Source organism: Falsiroseomonas oryziterrae, assembly GCF_021864505.1.
GTDB classification, from domain to species: domain Bacteria; phylum Pseudomonadota; class Alphaproteobacteria; order Acetobacterales; family Acetobacteraceae; genus Falsiroseomonas; species Falsiroseomonas oryziterrae.
Map to the genome: position 1 here is coordinate 1 of NZ_JAKJIB010000049.1, position 18,402 is coordinate 18,402.

The following is an 18,402-nucleotide window of genomic DNA, read 5'->3' on the forward strand; positions in this document are numbered from 1 at the left end:
CCCCGGCCTGCTGCGCGTCGCGGCGGGCCGCGGCCATGCCATCGCGACGGAGGTCTGGGCGCTGCCGCCCGAGGGCTTCGCCCGCTTCGTCGCCGCGATCCCGCCGCCGCTCTGCATCGGCACGCTCCGCCTCGAGGACGGCAGCACGCCCAAGGGCTTCCTCGTCGAGCCCGAGGGCCTCGCCGACGCCGAAGAGATCAGCCGCTTCGGCGGCTGGCGCGCCTTCCTCGCCTCGCTGACCCCGACCCCCGCCTGATCCGCCACAGGGAGACCGCATGATGATCCGCCGCCGCCACCTCCTCGCCGGGACGACCGCGCTGCTTGCCGCCCCGCATGTCGCCAACGCCCAGGCGCCACGCACCGTGAAGATGGGCTCGCTGCGCCTCATCCATTCGATGACGCCGCATTTCTACGAGCGCTTCCTGCCGCCCAACCTGCGCGTCGAGATCACCACCTTCGACAGCCCGACCGACGGCAAGAACGCCGTCGTCACCCGCAGCGTCGATTTCGGCGGCTTCGGCATCGCCGCGGCCATCCTGGGCGCCGCGGCCGGCGAGCCCGTCGTCGTCGCCGGCGCCTTCTGCAACCGCGGCATGGGCGTGGTCAGCCGCGCCGGCTCCGACATCCGCGACATCGCCGGGCTGCGCGGCCGCCGCGTCGGCATCTGGCCGGGCTCGACGCAGGAGGTCTTCATCCTGGAGCGCCTGCGCCAAACCGGCATGACCATCCGTGACATCACCAGCGTCCGCGTGCCCTTCGGCGAGATGCACGCGATGCTCGCGCGCGGCGACATCGACGCCTATGTCGGCGCCGAGCCGGGCCCAGGCCTGTCGATCTCTTCAGGCGTCGGCCAGCTGGTGGAATACCCCTACGGCACCGCGATGGGCGGCCTCAACATGATCTGGGCGACCAGCGAGGCCGTGGCGGCGCAGGATCCGGCGCTGGTCCGCGCCATGCTCGGCGTGCACCGCCGCGCCAGCGAATACATGATGGCCAACCCGCGCGAGGTCGCCGACGCCACGGTGCGCATCCTGGGCGCGCCGCGCGCGGCGGTGGAGCACGCGCTCGCCGCCGGCAACGTCGAATACATCTGGCGCCTCGACGAGACGGTGATGACGCAGGCCCGCACCTATGGCCAGCACATGCAGGAGCTCCGGCAGATCCGACAGCAGCCGAACTGGTCGACCTTCCTGAACCCGCGCTTCTCCAACGAGGTCGCGACGTCCTGATGAGCGACCTGACGGCGAGCGGCACGGTCGCCGCACCGGCGGCGGGGACGGGCGGGGCGAAGCTCCTCGCCCGCGCCCGGCCGGCGCTGCTGGCGCTGATCGTGCCGGCGCTGCTGCTGCTCTTCTGGCACCTGGCGGTGAAGGCGGGGATGACCCGCCTGATCCCCTCGCCGGCCGAGGTGGCGGAATACATGGTGGATTTCGCGGTGGGGGGCATCTGGGACGATGCCTTCTCCGCCACGCTCCACCTGCACCTGCTCGCGTCGATGCAGCGCGTCTATGGCGGCTTCGCGCTCGCGGCGCTGGTCGCGGTACCGATGGGGCTCCTGATCGGGCGCATCCCGCTGATCGCCCAGCTCTTCGACCCCTTCCTCCAGCTGATGCGGCCGATCCCCGTCACCGCCTGGCTGCCGCTGTCGATGATCCTCTTCGGCCTCGGTCCGCGATCGGCCTTCTTCCTGGTCTTCCTCGGCGCCTTCTACCCGATCCTGCTCAACACGGTGTTCGGCGTCCGCAGCGTCGAGCCGCGGCTGTTCGAGGCTGCTTCGATGCTCGGCTGCCGCGGCAACGCGCAGTTCTTCAAGGTGGTGCTGCCGGCCGCCCTGCCCTCCATCTTCACCGGCCTGCGCCTGGGACTGGGGCTGGCCTGGTTCGTCATCGTGGTAGGCGAGATGACCGGCGTGCCGCAGGGCCTCGGCGCCGTCATCATGGATGGCCGCACGCTGAGCCGCACCGAACTCGTGATCTGCGGGATGATCGTGATCGGCATCGCCGGCTTCGTCTCCGACCGCCTCGTCGTGATGCTCATGAACCGCCTGCTGCGCTGGAGCCCGATGCACCGTGGCTGAGCTGCCGATCCTCGACATCCAGGGCGTGGGCAAGACCTACACGCTGAACGACGCGCGCATCGAGGCGCTGCGCGACGCGAACCTGACGGTCCGCAAGGGCGAGTTCGTCTGCCTGATCGGCGCCTCGGGCTGCGGCAAATCCACCCTGCTGCGGATCGTCGCGGGCTTCGAGGCGCCGACCGCGGGCAGCGCGCTGATGTGGAGCAAGCCGATCACCGAACCCGGCCCCGACCGCGGCATGGTCTTCCAGGATTATGGCCTGTTTCCCTGGCTGACGGTGCGCGAGAACATCGGATTCGGGCCGGCGAGCCGCGGCCTCGGCAGGGACGCGACGCGCGACATCGTGGAACGCTTCGTCGCGCTCGTCGGCCTGACGCGCTTCGCGGACGCCTATCCGCACCAGCTCTCGGGCGGGATGAAGCAGCGGGTCGCGATCGCGCGCGTGCTGGCCAACGACGCCGAGATCGTGCTGATGGACGAGCCCTTCGGCGCGCTGGACGCCATGACGCGCGAGCGCCTGCAGGACGAGCTGCTCGACCTGTGGCAGCGCACCGGCCTCACGGTCCTGTTCGTCACGCATTCGATCGAGGAGGCGATCTTCCTCGCCGACCGCGTCGTGGTGATGGAGCCCGGCCCGGGGCGCATCGCCAGCGAGCACCGCATCGACCTGCCCCGCCCGCGCGACGTCGCCTCCCCGGAGTTCAACGACGTCCGCCGCGACCTCTCCGCACGGCTGCACAGCCACCACGCCAAGAAGGCGGCGTGATGCGCCCCGAGGAACGGCTCCGCTACACCGCCGCGGTGGACCGGCCGCGGATCGAGTTACCGGACGCCAAGACGCTCGCCGTCTGGCCCGTGGTGAATGTCGAGAACTGGCTGATCGACAACCCGATGCCGCGCCAGGTGCTCTCGCCGCCGACGGGCGTGACCATGCTGCCGGACGTGCCGAACTGGGCCTGGCACGAATACGGGATGCGGGTCGGCTTCTGGCGCTTTGCCGAACTCTTCGCACGCCTCGGCATCCGGCCGACCCTCAGCGTCAACGGTTCGGTCTGCACCGCCTATCCGCGCGTCGCCGGCGCCGCCCGCGATGCGGGGTGGGAATTCATGGGCCACGGCTTCGTGCAGGTGCCGACGCACAAGGTCACCGATCAGCGCGACATGGTCTTCCGCACCGTCGAGACGATCCGCAGCTTCACCGGCGAGCCCGTCGAGGGCTGGCTCGGCCCCGGCCTGACCGAGACGCTGGAGACGCCCGACCTGCTGGCCGAAGCCGGCATCCGCTACATCGCCGACTTCGTGGTGGACGACCGCCCGGCGCGGCTCGCCACCGCGCATGGCGAGGTGCTGACCATGCCCTACAGCGTCGAGCTGAACGACATCCCGCTCAGCATGATCCAGCACCACGGCTCGGACGAATTGCGCATCCGCGCGCTGCGCCAGGCCGACCGGCTGATCGCGGAAGCCGCCTCGCCAGGCCCGCTCGGCGGCGCCAAGGTGATGTGCATCGCGATCCACCCCTACATCACCGGCGTGCCGCATCGCATCGCGGCGCTGGAGGCGCTGATGGAGGACCTCGCGGCGCGGCCGGAGGTCGTCTTCATGCAGGGGCGCGAGCTTCGCGCCTGGTACCTGGCGTCAGGCGACCCGAGCTAGCGCCTTCGCCGCGAGCGCCACGCAGCGCTCGAACACCTCCAGGCTGTCGAAGGGCAGGTCGCGCCCGCCCTCCGGCAGCAGGATCGGGTGGCCGCCCGTCTCCACCGCGCCCGGGATCATCAGGTTGTCCGGCAGGCCGAAGCCGCCCACCGTCAGCCCCGGCATCGGATCCGGCATCCGCGCCAGCAGCGCGGCGCTGCGCGCGGCGAAGGGCGTCGCGGTGTTCGAATAGCCGAAGATCGGCCTGCCGCGGCCGAGGAACCAGCCGAGCTCGACCAGCGTGCCCGCATCTGCGGAGGCGCCGCGGAACGGCGTGAGGTTCGCGATGACGAGGTCGGCGCGTTCCATCATCGCGACATCCTTGGCGAAGATCGTGCGCCAGGCTTCCTCCTCGCCCATCGCGGCGAGGCTCGCCACGTCCTCGTTCAGCGGCGGCAGGGCGGTGATGCCATGCGCGGCGCAGATCGCGGATTTCCGGGCGGCATGGGCCGGCGCATCGGGCAGGAAGACGTCGGGTCCGGCGAGGTAGGCGAGCATGCCCCACCTGACCACCGGCCGGGCAGGCTGCGCAAGCGGGCGGCAGCCCGCGGCGGCGCGGCGCGCGTCCCACGCACGGAGCCCCCTCGACGGGACGCGCCTGCCTGCCAATCTGCGGCGGATGAGGAATGTCCGTTGAAGCCCGCGCCCTTCGACTGGCACACGCCGGGCAGCATCGAGGAGGCGCTGGCGCTCAAGGCCCGCTTCGGGGAGGAGGCGCGCTTCCTCGCCGGCGGGCAGAGCCTGGTACCCGCGATGAATTTCCGGGTGGCGCAGCCGGCCGTGCTGGTGGACCTGAACCGCGTCGTCGGGCTCGATGCGATCCTGGCCGAGGCCGACGGCACGCTCAGCATCGGCGCCATGGCGCGCAACGCGCGGGTGGAGCGCGATGCGACGGCGGGCAACCATCCGATCCTGGCCGAGGCGCTGCACGAGGTCGCGCATCCGCAGATCCGCAACCGCGGCACGCTGGGCGGCAACCTCTCCCACGCCGACCCGGCCTCCGAGATGCCGGCGGTGATGCTGGCGCTCGATGCGCGCTTCGTGCTGCGCAGCGCGCGCGGCGCGCGCGACATGCCGGCGGCGTCCTTCTTCCTTGCCCCGCTCACCACCGCTCTGGAGCCGGACGAGATGCTGGCGGAGATCCGCATCCCGGCCCTGCCCCGCGGCGCCGGCACCGCCTTCCTGGAGGTCGCGCGGCGGCGCGGCGACTACGCGATGATGGGCGTGGCGGCGATGGTCGCGCGGGACGCAGACGGCGTCTGCACGGCGGCACGCCTCGCCTTCTGCAGCGCCGGCCCGACGCCGATGCTCGCGCCGCGCGCTAGCGCCGCGCTGGTCGGCACGCGGCTCACGGAGGCGGACATCGCCGCCGCCGCCGACCTGGCGCGGCAGGAGGTCGAGCCGATGGGTAGCGTGCAGGCGAGCCCCGCGTACCAGCGCCACCTCGCCGGCGTCGTCGCCGCGCGGGCGCTGCGCCTAGCCTGGGAGCGCGCGGCATGAGCCGGATCCCCGTCACCGTCACCGTCAACGGCGTCGCGCACCGGCGCGAGGTAGAGCCGCGGCTGCTGCTGTCGGACTTCCTGCGCCACGAGCTCGGCCTGACCGGCACGCATGTCGGCTGCGAGCACGGCGTGTGCGGCGCCTGCACCATCCGCCTCGACGGCGCGCCGGTCCGTTCCTGCCTGATCTTCGCCGTGCAGGCGGATGGCCATGCCATCGCGACGGTGGAGGGCCTGGCGCCGACGCGCGGCACGCTCTCCGTCCTGCAGCAGGCCTTCCAGGACGCGCATGGGCTTCAATGCGGCTACTGCACGCCGGGCATCCTGATGACGGTCTCCGCCTTCCTCGAGGAGACGCCCGACCCGAGCGAGGAGGAGGTGCGCCACGCGCTCTCCGGCAATCTCTGCCGTTGCACCGGCTACCAGCACATCGTGGATGCCGTGCTGCTCGCCGCGCGCCGCCTGCGGGAGGCCCGGTGATGGAGACGCGCCACATCGGCCGGCCGCTGACCCGCAACGAGGATCCGCGGCTGCTGACCGGCCGCGCGCTCTTCGTGGACGATGTCGAGCTGCCAGGGATGCTCCACGCCGCCTTCCTGCGCAGCCCGCACGCGCATGCGGAGATCCGCGCCGTGGACACCGCGGCGGCGAAGGCCCGCGCAGGCGTCCTCGCGGTCATCACGGCGGACGACCTCGGCGAATACTGGAAGCCCGGTCCGTTGCTCGTCCCGCCGCCGCCCATCGCCGGCATGACCTTCCGCCAGCGCTGCCAGGTGCCGCTGGCCAAGGGCGTGGTGCGCCATCTCGGCGAGCCGATCGTGATGGTCGTGGCCGAAAGCCGCTACGTCGCGGAGGACGCGCTGGGCGACATTGTCGTCGATTACGCGCCCCTGCCCGTGGTCGGCGATCTCGAGGCCGCCGTCGCCCCGGCTTCGCCGCGCGTGCATCCCGACCTGCCCGACAACATCGCCGCCGAGGTGGTGCAGCGGAAGGGCGACTACGCCGCCGCGCGCGCCCGGGCCGCGCATGTGATCCGCCGCCGCTTCCTCTACGACCGCGGCGCCTCCATCCCGATGGAGACGCGCGGCATCGTCGCCGCCTGGGACGGCAAGGCGGATCGCCTGACGGTGTGGGACACGACCCAGGCGCCCGTCGTCATCCGCAACGGCCTCGCCGCCATGCTCGGGCTGTCAGAACGGCAGGTCCGCGTCATCGCGCCCTTCATCGGCGGCGGCTTCGGGCCGAAGATGATGATGTTCTATCCGGAGGAAGTGCTGGTCCCCTGGATCGCGCTGCGACTCGAGCGCCCGGTGAAGTGGATCGAGGACCGGCTGGAGCATTTCACCGCCACCACCCACGAACGCGGCCAGATCCACGAGGCCGAGATCGCGCTCGACGCGGAGGGCCGCGTGCTCGGTGTGCGCGACGAGTTCCTGATGGATACCGGCGCCTACAATCCCTACGGGCTGACGGTGCCGCTCAACAGCCAGTGCACGCTGCTGAACTGCTACGACATCGCGGCCTATGAATCCCGCTTCCGCGCGGTCTACACCAACCGCACCCTCGTCACGCCCTATCGCGGCGCCGGCCGCCAGCACGGCGTCTTCGTGATGGAGCGGCTGATGGACGCCGCGGCACGGGTCGTCGGCCTCGACCGCATCGAGATCCGGCGGCGGAACCTGATCCCGCCCGACCGCTTCCCCTACCGCAACGAGATCATCTTCCAGGACTTCGCGCCGCTCACCTATGACAGCGGCAACTATGCGCCGATCCTCGGCAAGGCGCTCGACGCCATCGGCTACGACCGCTTCGTGGCGGAGGAACAGCCGAAGGCGCGCGCGGAGGGCCGCCATCTCGGCCTCGGCCTCGTCATGTATGTCGAGGGTACCGGCATTGGCCCCTACGAGGGCGCCAAGGTGCGCGTGCAGTCGAGCGGCAAGGTCACGCTCGCGACCGGCATCGGCACCCAGGGCCAGGGCCATTTCACCGCCTTCGCGCAGGTCGTCGCCGAACAGCTCGGCGTGGATCCGCGCGACGTGGAGGTGACGACCGGCGACACCGACCAGTTCGACTGGGGCGTCGGCACCTTCGCCAGCCGCGGCGCCGTGGTCGCCGGTGCCGCGACGCATGGCGCCGCCACCGCGGTGCGCGCCAAAATCCTCAAGGCCGCCGCCGAGCATTTCGAATGCGCCGAGGCCGATCTGGTGCTGGAGGAAGGCAAGGTCTCGATCGCCGGCGTGCCGGAACGTCACATCACCCTCGGCGCGCTCGCGCAGCTGGCGAACCCGCTGCGCGGCGCGGTGAAGCCGGGCACGGAACCCGGGCTGGAAGCGACCAGCTATTTCGGCCCAGAGATGGGCGCGACCGCCGCCGGCGCGCATGCGATGGTGATCGAGCTCGACGCGGAGACGATGCGCCCGACCATCCTGCGCTATGTGGTGGTGCATGACTGCGGCACGGTACTGAACCCGCTGATCCTCGCCGGCCAGGTGCAGGGCGGCGTCGCGCAGGGCATCGGCAACGCCTTCTTCGAGCAGCTCGCCTGGACCGAGGACGGGCAGCTGCTGAACGCCTCGCTCGCCGACTACTTGATCCCGACGGCGCTCGACGTGCCGCGCATGGAGGTGCTGCACACCGAGACGCCCTCTCCGCTCAACCCGCTCGGCACCAAGGGTGCGGGCGAAGGCGGCGCGATCCCGGTCGGCGCGCTCTTCGCACAAGCGATCGAGGACGCGCTCGACCTGCCCGCGCGCGGCATCGAGGTCACTGAGATCCCCCTCTCCCCGTCACGCCTGTGGGAGATCGCGCATGGCGACGGCTGACGACCGCTTCGGCGCCTTCCTGCCCGCGACAGGCCCGCTGCCGGAGCCCGCGGCGGATGGCCCGCTCGCCGGCCTGAGCTTCGCGGTGAAGGACCTGATCGACCTGGCCGGCTGGGTCACGCGTGCCGGCAATCCCGACTGGGCCGACCGCCCGCCCGCCGCGCGCCATGCCGAAGTGGTGGCACGATTGCTCGCCGCCGGTGCGCGCTGCGTCGGCAAGACGCATACGGACGAGCTCTCCCGCGGCATCTTCGGCGAGACGAGCCAGGAGGGCGCGCCGGTCAATCCGCGCGCCCCGGATCGCGTGCCGGGCGGCTCCTCCTCCGGCTCCGCCGTCGCCGTGGCGGCAGGTCTCTCGGACCTCGCTCTCGGCACCGACACGGGCGGCTCGGTGCGCGCGCCGGCGAGCTTCTGCGGCATCCACGGCATCCGCCCGACGCATGGCCGCGTGTCGCTCGACGGCGTGCTCGGCCAGGCGCCGAGCTTCGACACGCTGGGCTGGTTCGCGCGCGACGCCGCCACGCTGCGCCGCGCCGGCGCAGTGCTGCTCGACCCCGCGCCGGCCGTGGAGCGGCCACAACGCCTGGTCTTCGCGACCGACATCGCCGCGCTGGCCGATCCCGCCGCGGCATCCGCCACGCAGGCAGCGCTGCCCGCGCTCGAGCGCCTGCTCGGCCGCGCCGAGCACCGCGCCTTTTGTGCCGAGCCGCCGGTCGGCGGGTGGTTCGCGCAGCAGGGGGCGCTGCAGCAGCGCGAGGCCTGGGAGAGCTTCGAGGCCTGGATCGATGCCCGCAATCCGCGCTTCACCTGGGAGGTCGCGCTCAACTTCCTCGCCGGCCGCGACCGTTCGGCGGAGGAGGTCGCGCAGGCCGCCGGTTTCCGCGCCGTGCTGCGCGCGCGGGTGGAAGAGCTGTTCGACGGCGGCCGCAGCGTCGTCGCCTATCCGGCAACGCCGTTCGCCGCCCCGCTGCGCGGCCAGCCCCGCAGCGTGATGTGGCCGCTGCGCAACCGCGTCACGCGCATCACCGCGATCGGCGGCCTTCTCGGCGCGCCGGTGCTCGTGCTGCCGCTGGCCGAGGTCGGGGGGTTGCCCCTCGGCCTCGCGCTGATGGGCATGCCAGGCAGCGACGAGGCGCTGCTGGATCTCGCCGCGGCGCCGTGACGGGCGGGGCGCCGGCGGCGGGACTGCCGAAGCTGCCCGCCCCGCAGGCCTCAGCCCCGTGCCGCATGGCCGCGGGTCAGCGACCGGTCAGTGCCCGCCGCCCAGCACCAGGGTCTTGAAGGGCAGCAACGCCACCTGGATGCGCAGCAGGATGGCGTGCACCAGGCCGACTGCATCGACCGCGTGCAGCCCAAGGCGCCGCATCGCGCCGACACCCGGCTGCTGCAGCGCCTCGTGGTTCGAGGTGTAGGCGTTGGCGATGCAGCTGCTGCCGGGCACGACGTCGTCCAGCCCGCCTTCGAAGAGCGGCTCCAGAACCGCGAGGACGGTGCCAGGCTGGCGGAACTGCTGCAGGTCGATGAGCTGGTCGGTGCTGCGCACCTGACCGGTCGCGATGAAGCCCTGCACATTCGTCACGACCATCGGAATGACGCGCCAGGGCAGCGACGCGCAGGTCGCCTCCGCCAGCATGCCGGGACGCATGACCTGAGCCTCGATCTGGCCGAAGCCGGCCGCGAGCACCGGGCGCAGCAGGCCGTGGTCCTCCGGCAGCAGGACGCCGGCCGGGCGCAGCATCGGGTTCACGATGTCGCCCGGCTGGAGGAGGAACTGCTCGACACGCCCGGTCACGCCGGCGCGGACCACCGTCTTTGCAAGCTCGGCTTCCGCCTGGGCGAGCGCGGCCTCGGCGCTCGCGCGCTGGGCAGGCAGCTGCTCGTTGAGGCGGGCCTCCACCGCGGCCCTCGCAGCCTCGGCCGCGGCCACGCCCGCCTGCCTCGAGCGTACCAGCACCCCGAGCCGCTCCGCCTCGCGCCGCGCCACGACGTCGCGCTGGGCGAGTTCCGACTTCGTCTCGAACTCGTCGATCGCCTGCTGCAGGTTCCATTGCGCTTCGAGCACGCGCGCCTCGGACTGCAGCAGGTCGGCACGCGCCGCGACGACGGCGGCGTCCACCTCCGCGACCCCCCGCCGCGCCGTCTCCACCGCGGTGCGCTGCGTCGCGTCGTCCAGGCGGAACAGCGGCTGGCCCGCCTCCACGCGCTCGCTGCCGCGGACATAGACCTCGGCAACACGGCCGACCCCCTCGGAGAGGACCGGCACGCTGCGGTAGACGGCGCTGACATAGGTCGAGGACGGATGGAAGTAGAAGACCAGCGTGATCAGGCTGATCGTCAGGATCAGGCAGCCGACGATGCCCCAGCGCAGCTCGAACCAGACGGAGAACAGCGTGATCTCGCGGCCGATCCGCTTGCCCTGCGCGTAGCGCCGGAACAGGTAGTCGGGCAGGATGGTCAGCATCGAGCAGACGATCAGTTCGAGCATCGGTCAGGCCTCGTGATGCTCGGCGACGCGGGTGCGCGCTCGCTCAGGCACGGCATCCGGCGGCGTAGGACCCTGGGGGTGTTCGGCGGCGTGGAACGGGCCCGTCGCGGCGTTCTCCGCCGTGTCGCCGCCGCCCGGTGGCAGGCCCGCCATGCGCTCCGTCGAGCCGGCGATGCGCCGCATCGGCCCGGTGAAGTCCGGGATGTCGATCAGGGCGAGCAGCAGGCCGGCGACCCAGAAGGCGTGGATGTGGGTGAACAGTGCCAGCAGGCCGAGCACGGCGACGATCTCGAACTGCAGCTTGTGGCCGCGATGCGCCATCCGCTCCGGCAGCGTGTGCAGGCGGAGGAAGATCAGGCCGAAGGCCACCACTGCCACGATCAGGAAGATCCCGGTGCCGACGAGCAGCGGATCGGAGCCGTCCGGCCCCGGGATGAAGAAGGGCAGATGATGCGGTGCAGCTGGGTGTATCGCGACGGTCAAGAAGATGTCCCTTCGGCCCGATGCCGCGACGCCGCGGCGAAGTCAGACGGTGTCGCCTCCCCCACGGGAACCAGGCTCCGGCACGGAGGATAGCACCGACCCCGGGTCACGCGTCATTCCTCCTCCGGGCGCTTCCAGGTAAGGATGAAGCCGACATCGCCGGGCATGCCGCCGGGCCAGTCCAGGATCTCCGCCTTCAGCTGGAAGCCGCGCGGCGCCAGCTCCTTCTCGAAGAAGTCGTGGGCGCGCTTGGGGAAGCCCTCGAGCTTCGTATGCCACTCCGGATCGCGGTTGGTGATGGCGCGCCCCTGGTCGGGCAGCCAGTCGGAGGGGAACTGCAGGACCAGCGCCTGCTTCTCGCCGCGGTCGATCTGCTTCGCGACGAGGGTGGCGATGCGATCCAGCGCCTCGGGCTTCACCTCGCGCTCCTCGAAGCTCGCCTTCAGCTTCTCGCGCTCGGCCTTCTGCGCGGCCTCATAGGCCCGAAGCTCCGCCGCGGCTGCTTCCTTCTTCTCCTTGATGAAGTTGCGCACCGCGTCGGCGCTGAATTCCTTGCCGAAAATGCTCATGACAGGTGTCCCGTCCGCTCTTGGTGTTGGTGTTCGTGCTGGTGATGGTAGCGCCGTTGCAGTTGCCGCCGGGATGGCTAGGCCAGGATGTGGTAGCCGCCGTCGATGTAGAGCGTCTCGCCGGTCATCGCGGCGCCGTAGTCGCAGGCGAGGAAGACGCAGGCCGCGCCGACCTCCTCGATCGTCACCAGCCGCCGCGCCGGCGCCCGCGACGAGACGCGCTCCATCAGGTCGTCGAAATCCTTGATGCCGGACGCCGCCCGCGTGGCCAGCGGCCCCGGGCTGACGGCGTGCACGCGGATGCCCTTCGGGCCGAGCTCGGTCGCGACGTAGCGCACGGCGGATTCCAGCGCCGCCTTCACCGGGCCCATGATGCCGTAGTTGTCCACGACCTCGTTGGCGCCGAGATAGGACATGGTCAGCATCGTGCCGCCGTCCTTCATCAGCGGCTCCGCGCGGCGCGCCAGGTCGAGGAAGGACCAGCAGGAAACATCCATCGCGGTCAGGAAGCCGTCGCGCGGGCAATCCACCACGCGTCCCTGAAGGGCCTCCTTCGGCGCGAAGGCGATGGAGTGGACAAGGATGTCGAGGCGCCCCCACTCCTTGCTGATCGCCTCGAACAGGGCGTCCACCTGGGCCGGGTCGCGGACCTCGAGCGGCAGGAACAGCGGCGCGCCGACCTGCTGCGCCAGCGGCTCGACATGCTGCCTCGCACGCTCGTTCAGATAGGTCATCGCGATCTCGGCGCCGGCCTTGCGCATGGCGGCGGCGCATCCCCAGGCGATCGAGCGGTCATTGGCGACGCCGACGACCAGCGCCTTCTTGCCGGTCAGGACGGGCGGCAGGCGATCGGGTTGTGTCATCGAAGCTCCTCAGCCGAGGACCGCCCGCGTATGGCGGGCAATCATCAGGTTCTCGTCGGTTGGGATCACATAGCCGGCGACGCGACTGCCCGCGGCCGTGATGCGCGGCCCGCGCGCCGCGTTGGCCGCGTGGTCGAGTTCGACGCCCATCCAGCCGCAGGCCTCGCAGACCGCCTGGCGGATCGCCGCCGCGTTCTCGCCGACGCCCGCCGTGAAGACGAGGCCGTCGAGCCCGCCCAGCGCGGCGGCCAGCGAGGCGACGTTGCGCGCGACCTGGTGGACGAAGACCTCGATCGCGAAGCGCGCGCGCGGCACGTCGCTCGCCAGCAGGTCGCGGAAGTCGGACGAGACGCCGGACAGGCCCAGCATGCCGGACTTCCGGTACAGCAGCGCCTCCACTGCCTTGGCGTCCATGCCTTCCGCCGTCATCAGGTGCAGCACGACGGCGGGGTCGAGCTGCCCGCAGCGTGTGCCCATCGGCAGCCCGTCGAGCGCCGAGAACCCCATCGTCGTCGCCATGCTGCGCCCGGCCTTCATGGCGCAGAGCGAGGCGCCGTTGCCGAGATGCGCCACCACCACGCGCCCCCCCGCGATCTCCGGCGCCGCCTGCGGCAGGACCGAGGCGATGTACTCGTAGGACAGGCCGTGGAAGCCGTAGCGGCGGATGCCGCGCTCGGCCATCTCCCAGGGCAGCGCGAAGACCTGCGCGACCTCGGGGATGGTGCGATGGAAGCCGGTGTCGAAGCAGGCAACCTGCGGCAGAGACGGATTGCGCTCCATCGTCGCGCGGATCGGCGAGAGGTTGTGCGGCTGGTGCAGGGGCGCGAGCGGGACGAAGGCCGCAAGCTCGTCCAGCAGCGCCGCCGTCACGCGCTGCGGCGCGGCGTGGTTCGGCCCGCCATGCACCACGCGGTGGCCGATAGCGGCGAGCCTGCGGCCGGCGAGCCAGTCCTGCAGCCAGGGCATCAGCGCCACCAGCGCCTCCGCGGGCGTGGTCGGCGGTACGGCGGAAAGATCGGGCGGCGGCAGCGCCTCGCCGGCACCGGTCTTCGCCTTCGCCGCGGGCCGCACGCCGATGCCGTCCACCTGGCCGTTCAGCAGGCAGGCGTCGCCCTGGTAAATCGAGAATTTCAGCGAGGAGGAGCCGGCATTGACGACGCCGATCAGGTCTTCGCTCAAGCTGCCTTCTCCTTCGCCGCCGCCAGCAGCCGCGCCAGCGCGATGGAGGCGAGGCGCGAAGCCACGCTGTCGGCCCGGCTGGTCAGGATGATCGGCACCTTCGCGCCGAGCACGATGCCCGCGCTGTCCGCGCCGGCCAGGTAGCTCAGCTGCTTCGCCACCATGTTCCCGGCCTCGAGGTCCGGGACGACCAGGATGTCGGCGTCGCCCGCGACCGGCGAGACGATCTTCTTGATCTGCGCCGCGGCACGGCTGATCGCGTTGTCGAAGGCGAGCGGCCCGTCGAGCAGCGCGCCGGTGATCTGGCCGCGATCCGCCATCTTGCACAGCAAGGCGGCGTCCAGCGTGCCCGGGATCTTCGGGTTCACCGTCTCCACCGCCGAGAGGATCGCGACCTTCGGCTGCGGATTGCCGAGCGCGCGGAGCATGTCCACCGCGTTCTGCACGATGTCCACCTTGGTCGTCAGGTCGGGGGCGATGTTGATGGCGGCGTCGGTGACGAAGAGCGCCTTGGGGTAGGACGGCACGTCCATCGCGAAGACATGGCTGATGCGCCGGGCGGTCCGCAGCCCGCCCTCGCGCGAGACGACCGCGCTCATCAGTTCGTCGGTGTGCAGGCTGCCCTTCATCAGGGCCTCCGCAGCACCTGCCCGGCAGAGCTTCACGGCGGCCACCGCGGCCTCGACGGGTGTCGCGGCGTCCACCACCTCGGCACCCTGCAGCGAGACGCCTGCGGCGGCGGCGGCCTTCTCGATCTCGCCGCGCGGCCCGACCAGGATCGGCCGCAGCGCCCCGTCGCGCATCGCCTGCAGCGGCCCGAGAAGGCTGTCGCGGTCGCAGGGCCAGGCCACCGCGGCGGTGAGCGTCGGCGCGCGGGCCGCACTCTCCATCAGGCGCTCCAGGTGGCGGTGCGTGTGGAGGATGATGTCGGGCCGCGTCTCCGGCCGCAGCGTCACCGTCTCTTCCGGTAGCCGCACCAGGACGCTGCCCTCGGCCAGGCGCCCACGGGCGCAGTCCACGGTCAGCACGACCTTCGCCGTGTCCTCCGCGGGTCGCGAGGCCAGCGTGCCGGAGACGAGGACCGTGTCGCCGACGGCCGGGTCCATGACGAAGCGGATCTCCTGCGACAGCATCTCGCTGCCCGGGCCCGGCATGCGGCGGGCCAGGAAATCCAGGATGATGCCGTGCATCAGCAGCGCGAGCGCCGCGTCCGGCAGCTTCGCCGGCTCGGCGTTCGGCGTCCCGAACAGCGCCGCGACGACGTCGAAGCCGCGTTGCTGCAGCACATGCTCGCTCGTCGCCGACATCCCTGGCGCGGCGTCGCGCCGCGACAGTCCGATCAGGGGAGCGATCTCGTCCCGGCTACTCAAGGCGCCTCTCCTCAACTCTCGCGGTCGCATCCGGCGCTGCCGGCGCTCTTGCGCGCCGGCGGCGCACCAGCGTTGCGACCATCCCTACCCTCACGTCCAGCCGTCCCGCATTGATTTCTCGCAATTGCGAAGCCTGGCCGGACGCGATCGTCCCCCGGCACGTTCCGGCCGAGCCGCGCCGTCGCGACGACGTGCCGCGTCGCGACTTCCGGAGGATGGGCTGCGCCCTGGGTCATGTCCTCCGCCCCTCCGCCTCGCGGAGGACGGTCTCGATCGTCGCGGTGCGCGAGATGCCGCCGACGAGGTCGGCGAAGCCGTCGCGCCGGAGCAGGTCGCGGATCCGGCCGCGCGCGCCCGCGATCGCGAAGCCGATGCCCTGCTCCGCAAGGCTCGCGACGAGCTTGCGCAGCATCGCAAGCGCCGACAGATCCATGTGCGGCGCAGCCGAGAGGTCGCAGACCACGAGCCGGATGGAACCGTGCGGCTGGGCCGCGAGCCGCGCCAGGACCGCGTCCTGCACGTTCTCCGCGTTGACGTAGAGCAGCGAGCCCTCGGGGCGGAAGGCCAGAATCCCGGGGATGGGCTCGTTCTCCGGATGGCGCATCAGGTCGCCGTAGCGCGTCGTCCCAGGGATGCGGCCTAGGAAGGCGACATGCGGACGGCTCGCACGGATGAGCATCATCAGGACCGAGGCAAGCGCCGCCAGCAGGATGCCCTGCAGGATGCCGAGCAGCAGCACGCCGACCAGCGCCACGGCGGCGGCCGCGAAATCCATGCGACTCAGGCGCCAGAGCCGCGCGAGCTCGGGGATGTTGATCAGCCCCGCCACCGCCGTCAGCACCACCGCCGCCAGCGTCGCCTTCGGCAGGTCGGCGAGCAGCCCGGTGAGGAACACCAGGCAGACGCCAAGGGTGGCGGAGGCGACGACCAGCGTCAGCGGCGTCCGGGAGCCCGCCTTCTCGGCCACGGCGGATTGCGAGAGCCCGCCGGCGACGGGATAGCCGTGGCCCAGCCCGGCAAGGAGGTTCGCCGCTCCGATGCCGAGGAATTCCTGCCGCGGGTTCAGCGCGTAGCCGTGCTTCTCCGCGAAGCTGCGCGCCGCCGAGACGCCCTCGATATAGGCGAGCAGCAGGCAGCCGGCAGCGAGCGGCACGATGCCCTCGACGTCCGAGATGCGAAGCGACGGGAGCCCCAGCTCGGGAAGACCGGCGGGAATCGGGCCGGTGACCACGACGCCATGCCCGGCGAGGCCGAACAGGCTCGCCGCGACGATGGACAGCACCACGACCCCGAGCGCGATCGGGCGGCCCGGCAATGCCCTGCCGCCCGCGACCAGCAGCGCCAGACCGGCGAGGCCGACACCGAGCGTCGCCATGCTGAGCCCCGGCAACTGGCCGGCCAGCCTGACCAGGCGCTCGATCGTGTTGTGCCCGCCGCCGGCGACGCCGAACAGCGCGGGCAGCTGCGTCACCGCGATGGTGATGCCGGCTCCCGCCTTGAAGCCGACGAGGATGCTGTCGCTGATCAGCTTGACCAGGACGCTCAGCCGCAGCGCCCAGGAAATCAGGCAGAGAACCGCCACGGTGAACGCCGCGAGGCTCGCGATCGCGAGGTATCGCGCCGCGTCCCCCCCGGCCATGGCGCCGACATTCGCCGCGACCATCAGCGAGATCGCCGAGGTCGGACCGATGGCGAGATGGCGGGAGGAGCCGAGCAGCGCGTAGCCGAGGCCGCCCAGCATGTATCCGTAGACACCCACCTGTGGCGGCAGGCCGGCGAGCGTCGCGTAGGCCAGCGCCACCGGCAGGGCGTAGGCGGCGAGGGTCACCCCCGCCACGACGTCCCCGCGCAGCCACGCCGCGGAATAGCCGCGCAGCCATCCGAGCGGCGGGAAGAAGGCAGCGACGCCTCCCCTGTCCCGCCGCGAGCCATCGGGCCGCTCGGCGGACATCACGCCCGCCACCCGGCTGGCCCGATGCCGGTCGAGGGTCGCGCCGGCCTCGGCATGCGCATCGGTTCCCTCTCTCGCGCGCCCGACGTCAGGCTTCCGAACGGATCTCGATGCGACCGGCGCGCACCGCGGCGACCATGGCCTCGTGGTCGCGCTCGGCCTGGTCGGCATAGGCGGCGGCGAAATCGGCCATCGCGTCCTCGAAGGCCTCGCCGTCGCCCATGTAGGCGCTGAGCAGCACCGGATCGCCCGACCGGCAATGCGCGCGCGCCAGCGCCATGCCCGTGTAGCGGGCGTAGACCTTGCTGCCGGAGGGGATCGCGACCTCGATCTGCGGCTTGACCTTCACGTCGTTCAGCTGCCGGACATAGAGGTTCGGATGCCCCTTGCCGGCGCCGGTGAGCCAGCCGAGGAACATGTCGCTCGCCCCCTGCATCAGCCGCTGGCCGCGCACCACGCGCTCGCCGGGATGCGCCACCGGATTGGCGCCCGCATAGGGCTCGAGCACCGACCGCCGCGCCTCCTTCACCTGCAGGAACAGCGGATCGCCGGAGCCCGACATCAGCAGCACCATGGCGCAGAGCGTGCCAACGCTGCCCACCCCCACGACCTTCATCGCGACGTCCACCAGCCGGTAGCGGTCGAGCAGCGTGGCCACCGACGGCATGACCGATTCCCTGTACCGACGGAAGGATTCGGCGATGTCGTCGCGGAAGTGGCGGCCGCGCTCGTCATCGACGTGATAGATCAGTGGCGGCTGGTCGCGGATGCGCGGCTCCGGCCGGCTGCGCAGGGCGAGCTTCTCGAATTCGAGCGCGTGGCTCGACGCCTCCGTTCCCTCGCGGATCTTCCTCTCGAGCTTCTTCTGCAGCGCGGCGTTGCCGGTTGCCTCAAGCAAGTCCTCGAGGTCGAAGCTGTCGTACCAGGCCTCGAGGATCGGCATCTCCGCATAGCGCGCCATACGCTTGCGGTAGGCGCGCGCGGCGCGCCACGCGCATTCCCGCGTGTCGTCGAGCGAGAAGTTCCGGTAGCGGCCGAGCAGCACGAAGCTCGCGACCAGCCGCTTGACGTCCCATTCCCAGGGCGCGGGTGAGGTCTCGTCGAAATCGTTGATGTCGAAGACGATGCGCCGTTCCGGCGTCGCGAAGCCGCCGAAGTTCACCGCATGGCAGTCGCCGCAGGCCTGGAGCTGGACGCCGGTCGAGGGCGTGCGCGACAGGTCCGCCGCCATGATCCCCGCCGAGCCGCGATAGAAGGCGAAGGGGTTGGCCAGCATGCGCGCATATCGGATGGGGACGAGGTGCTCGATGCGGCCCTGGCTGCTCTCGATCAGCAGGTCGATAGGGTCGTGCTGGCGCTGCGCCGCGCGCCAGGCGGCGTGGGCCCTCAGCGGCGTCCGCTTCGCGAGT

18 protein-coding genes are annotated in these 18,402 nt (G+C 71.7%); 9 read left to right on the forward strand and 9 right to left on the reverse strand.

Translation table 11 applies throughout. The features are described from left to right. The 5 genes from L2I40_RS06685 to L2I40_RS06705 form a co-directional block, all read left to right on the forward strand. Positions 1–256 (forward strand): allophanate hydrolase-related protein (locus tag L2I40_RS06685; RefSeq protein ID WP_456305730.1); only part of this gene is annotated, 256 nt, incomplete at its 5' end. 19 nt (positions 257–275) lie between these two features. After that, positions 276–1,229, forward strand: a complete 954-nt coding sequence (locus tag L2I40_RS06690) for an ABC transporter substrate-binding protein (RefSeq protein WP_237214099.1) — start codon at positions 276–278, stop codon at positions 1,227–1,229. Further along, the gene (locus tag L2I40_RS06695; protein ID WP_237214100.1) at positions 1,229–2,077 is read left to right on the forward strand and encodes an ABC transporter permease; all 849 of its coding nucleotides are present in this window, start codon (positions 1,229–1,231) and stop codon (positions 2,075–2,077) included. The genes L2I40_RS06690 and L2I40_RS06695 overlap by 1 nt, the downstream gene beginning before the upstream one ends. Further along, positions 2,070–2,843 carry an ABC transporter ATP-binding protein gene (locus L2I40_RS06700; RefSeq protein WP_237214101.1) on the forward strand — a complete coding sequence of 258 codons (774 nt, stop codon included), beginning with the start codon at positions 2,070–2,072 and terminating at the stop codon, positions 2,841–2,843. Before L2I40_RS06695 ends, L2I40_RS06700 begins: the two co-directional genes overlap by 8 nt. Next, positions 2,843–3,733, forward strand: a complete 891-nt coding sequence (locus L2I40_RS06705; protein ID WP_237214102.1) for a polysaccharide deacetylase family protein — start codon at positions 2,843–2,845, stop codon at positions 3,731–3,733. The genes L2I40_RS06700 and L2I40_RS06705 overlap by 1 nt, the downstream gene beginning before the upstream one ends. On the opposite strand, the gene L2I40_RS06710 is transcribed toward L2I40_RS06705, so the two are convergent. Continuing rightward, a complete protein-coding gene (locus tag L2I40_RS06710) occupies positions 3,716–4,270 on the reverse strand; it encodes a nucleoside 2-deoxyribosyltransferase (RefSeq protein WP_237214103.1) in 555 nt (184 codons plus the stop codon). The genes L2I40_RS06705 and L2I40_RS06710 overlap by 18 nt on opposite strands. Before the next feature lie 135 nt (positions 4,271–4,405). On the opposite strand from L2I40_RS06710, the gene L2I40_RS06715 reads away from it, so the two are divergent. The 4 genes from L2I40_RS06715 to L2I40_RS06730 are packed head-to-tail and all read left to right on the forward strand — an operon-like array spanning position 4,406 to position 9,255. Further along, positions 4,406–5,272 carry an FAD binding domain-containing protein gene (locus tag L2I40_RS06715; RefSeq protein ID WP_237214104.1) on the forward strand — a complete coding sequence of 289 codons (867 nt, stop codon included), beginning with the start codon at positions 4,406–4,408 and terminating at the stop codon, positions 5,270–5,272. Then, complete coding sequence (locus L2I40_RS06720) at positions 5,269–5,751, forward strand: (2Fe-2S)-binding protein (RefSeq protein WP_237214105.1); 483 nt, start codon at positions 5,269–5,271, stop codon at positions 5,749–5,751. The genes L2I40_RS06715 and L2I40_RS06720 overlap by 4 nt, the downstream gene beginning before the upstream one ends. Beyond that, on the forward strand, positions 5,751–8,093 hold the full coding sequence (locus tag L2I40_RS06725) for a xanthine dehydrogenase family protein molybdopterin-binding subunit (protein WP_237214106.1): 2,343 nt from the start codon (positions 5,751–5,753) through the stop codon (positions 8,091–8,093). Before L2I40_RS06720 ends, L2I40_RS06725 begins: the two co-directional genes overlap by 1 nt. Next, the gene (locus L2I40_RS06730; protein WP_237214107.1) at positions 8,080–9,255 is read left to right on the forward strand and encodes an amidase; all 1,176 of its coding nucleotides are present in this window, start codon (positions 8,080–8,082) and stop codon (positions 9,253–9,255) included. The genes L2I40_RS06725 and L2I40_RS06730 overlap by 14 nt, the downstream gene beginning before the upstream one ends. A gap of 87 nt (positions 9,256–9,342) precedes the next feature. Here the strand turns inward: L2I40_RS06730 and L2I40_RS06735 are convergent, their stop codons facing one another. The 8 genes from L2I40_RS06735 to L2I40_RS06770 form a co-directional block, all read right to left on the reverse strand. Next, positions 9,343–10,578: an HlyD family secretion protein gene (locus L2I40_RS06735; RefSeq protein ID WP_237214108.1), complete on the reverse strand. Its 1,236-nt coding sequence runs from the start codon at positions 10,576–10,578 to the stop codon at positions 9,343–9,345. Positions 10,579–10,581: 3 nt separating this feature from the next. Beyond that, the gene (locus L2I40_RS06740; protein WP_237214109.1) at positions 10,582–11,061 is read right to left on the reverse strand and encodes a hypothetical protein; all 480 of its coding nucleotides are present in this window, start codon (positions 11,059–11,061) and stop codon (positions 10,582–10,584) included. Positions 11,062–11,174: 113 nt separating this feature from the next. Further along, positions 11,175–11,630, reverse strand: coding sequence for a hypothetical protein (locus tag L2I40_RS06745; protein ID WP_237214110.1), 456 nt, complete (start codon positions 11,628–11,630; stop codon positions 11,175–11,177). Positions 11,631–11,707: 77 nt separating this feature from the next. After that, positions 11,708–12,493, reverse strand: a complete 786-nt coding sequence (gene fabI / locus L2I40_RS06750; protein ID WP_237214111.1) for an enoyl-ACP reductase FabI — start codon at positions 12,491–12,493, stop codon at positions 11,708–11,710. Between the two features lie 9 nt (positions 12,494–12,502). Continuing rightward, positions 12,503–13,672: an acetate/propionate family kinase gene (locus L2I40_RS06755; RefSeq protein ID WP_237214112.1), complete on the reverse strand. Its 1,170-nt coding sequence runs from the start codon at positions 13,670–13,672 to the stop codon at positions 12,503–12,505. Next, the gene (locus tag L2I40_RS06760; RefSeq protein ID WP_237214113.1) at positions 13,669–15,042 is read right to left on the reverse strand and encodes a bifunctional enoyl-CoA hydratase/phosphate acetyltransferase; all 1,374 of its coding nucleotides are present in this window, start codon (positions 15,040–15,042) and stop codon (positions 13,669–13,671) included. Before L2I40_RS06760 ends, L2I40_RS06755 begins: the two co-directional genes overlap by 4 nt. Positions 15,043–15,274: 232 nt before the next feature. Next, positions 15,275–16,993, reverse strand: a complete 1,719-nt coding sequence (locus L2I40_RS06765) for a SulP family inorganic anion transporter (protein WP_237214114.1) — start codon at positions 16,991–16,993, stop codon at positions 15,275–15,277. A gap of 88 nt (positions 16,994–17,081) precedes the next feature. After that, positions 17,082–18,402, reverse strand: a 1,321-nt coding sequence (locus L2I40_RS06770) for a DUF2252 domain-containing protein (protein WP_237214115.1), incomplete at its 5' end; no start/stop codon positions are given.

Excerpts from the sequence above, each read along its gene's own strand:
- L2I40_RS06765 (WP_237214114.1), bottom strand. The coding sequence starts at position 16,993 with ATGTCCGCCGAGCGGCCCGATGGCTCGCGGCGGGACAGGGGAGGCGTC.
- L2I40_RS06690 (WP_237214099.1), top strand. The coding sequence starts at position 276 with ATGATGATCCGCCGCCGCCACCTCCTCGCCGGGACGACCGCGCTGCTT.
- L2I40_RS06745 (WP_237214110.1), bottom strand. The coding sequence starts at position 11,630 with ATGAGCATTTTCGGCAAGGAATTCAGCGCCGACGCGGTGCGCAACTTC.
- L2I40_RS06695 (WP_237214100.1), top strand. The coding sequence starts at position 1,229 with ATGAGCGACCTGACGGCGAGCGGCACGGTCGCCGCACCGGCGGCGGGG.
- fabI (WP_237214111.1), bottom strand. The coding sequence starts at position 12,493 with ATGACACAACCCGATCGCCTGCCGCCCGTCCTGACCGGCAAGAAGGCG.
- L2I40_RS06730 (WP_237214107.1), top strand. The coding sequence starts at position 8,080 with ATGGCGACGGCTGACGACCGCTTCGGCGCCTTCCTGCCCGCGACAGGC.
- L2I40_RS06735 (WP_237214108.1), bottom strand. The coding sequence starts at position 10,578 with ATGCTCGAACTGATCGTCTGCTCGATGCTGACCATCCTGCCCGACTAC.
- L2I40_RS06710 (WP_237214103.1), bottom strand. The coding sequence starts at position 4,270 with ATGCTCGCCTACCTCGCCGGACCCGACGTCTTCCTGCCCGATGCGCCG.
- L2I40_RS06725 (WP_237214106.1), top strand. The coding sequence starts at position 5,751 with ATGGAGACGCGCCACATCGGCCGGCCGCTGACCCGCAACGAGGATCCG.
- L2I40_RS06720 (WP_237214105.1), top strand. The coding sequence starts at position 5,269 with ATGAGCCGGATCCCCGTCACCGTCACCGTCAACGGCGTCGCGCACCGG.
- L2I40_RS06705 (WP_237214102.1), top strand. The coding sequence starts at position 2,843 with ATGCGCCCCGAGGAACGGCTCCGCTACACCGCCGCGGTGGACCGGCCG.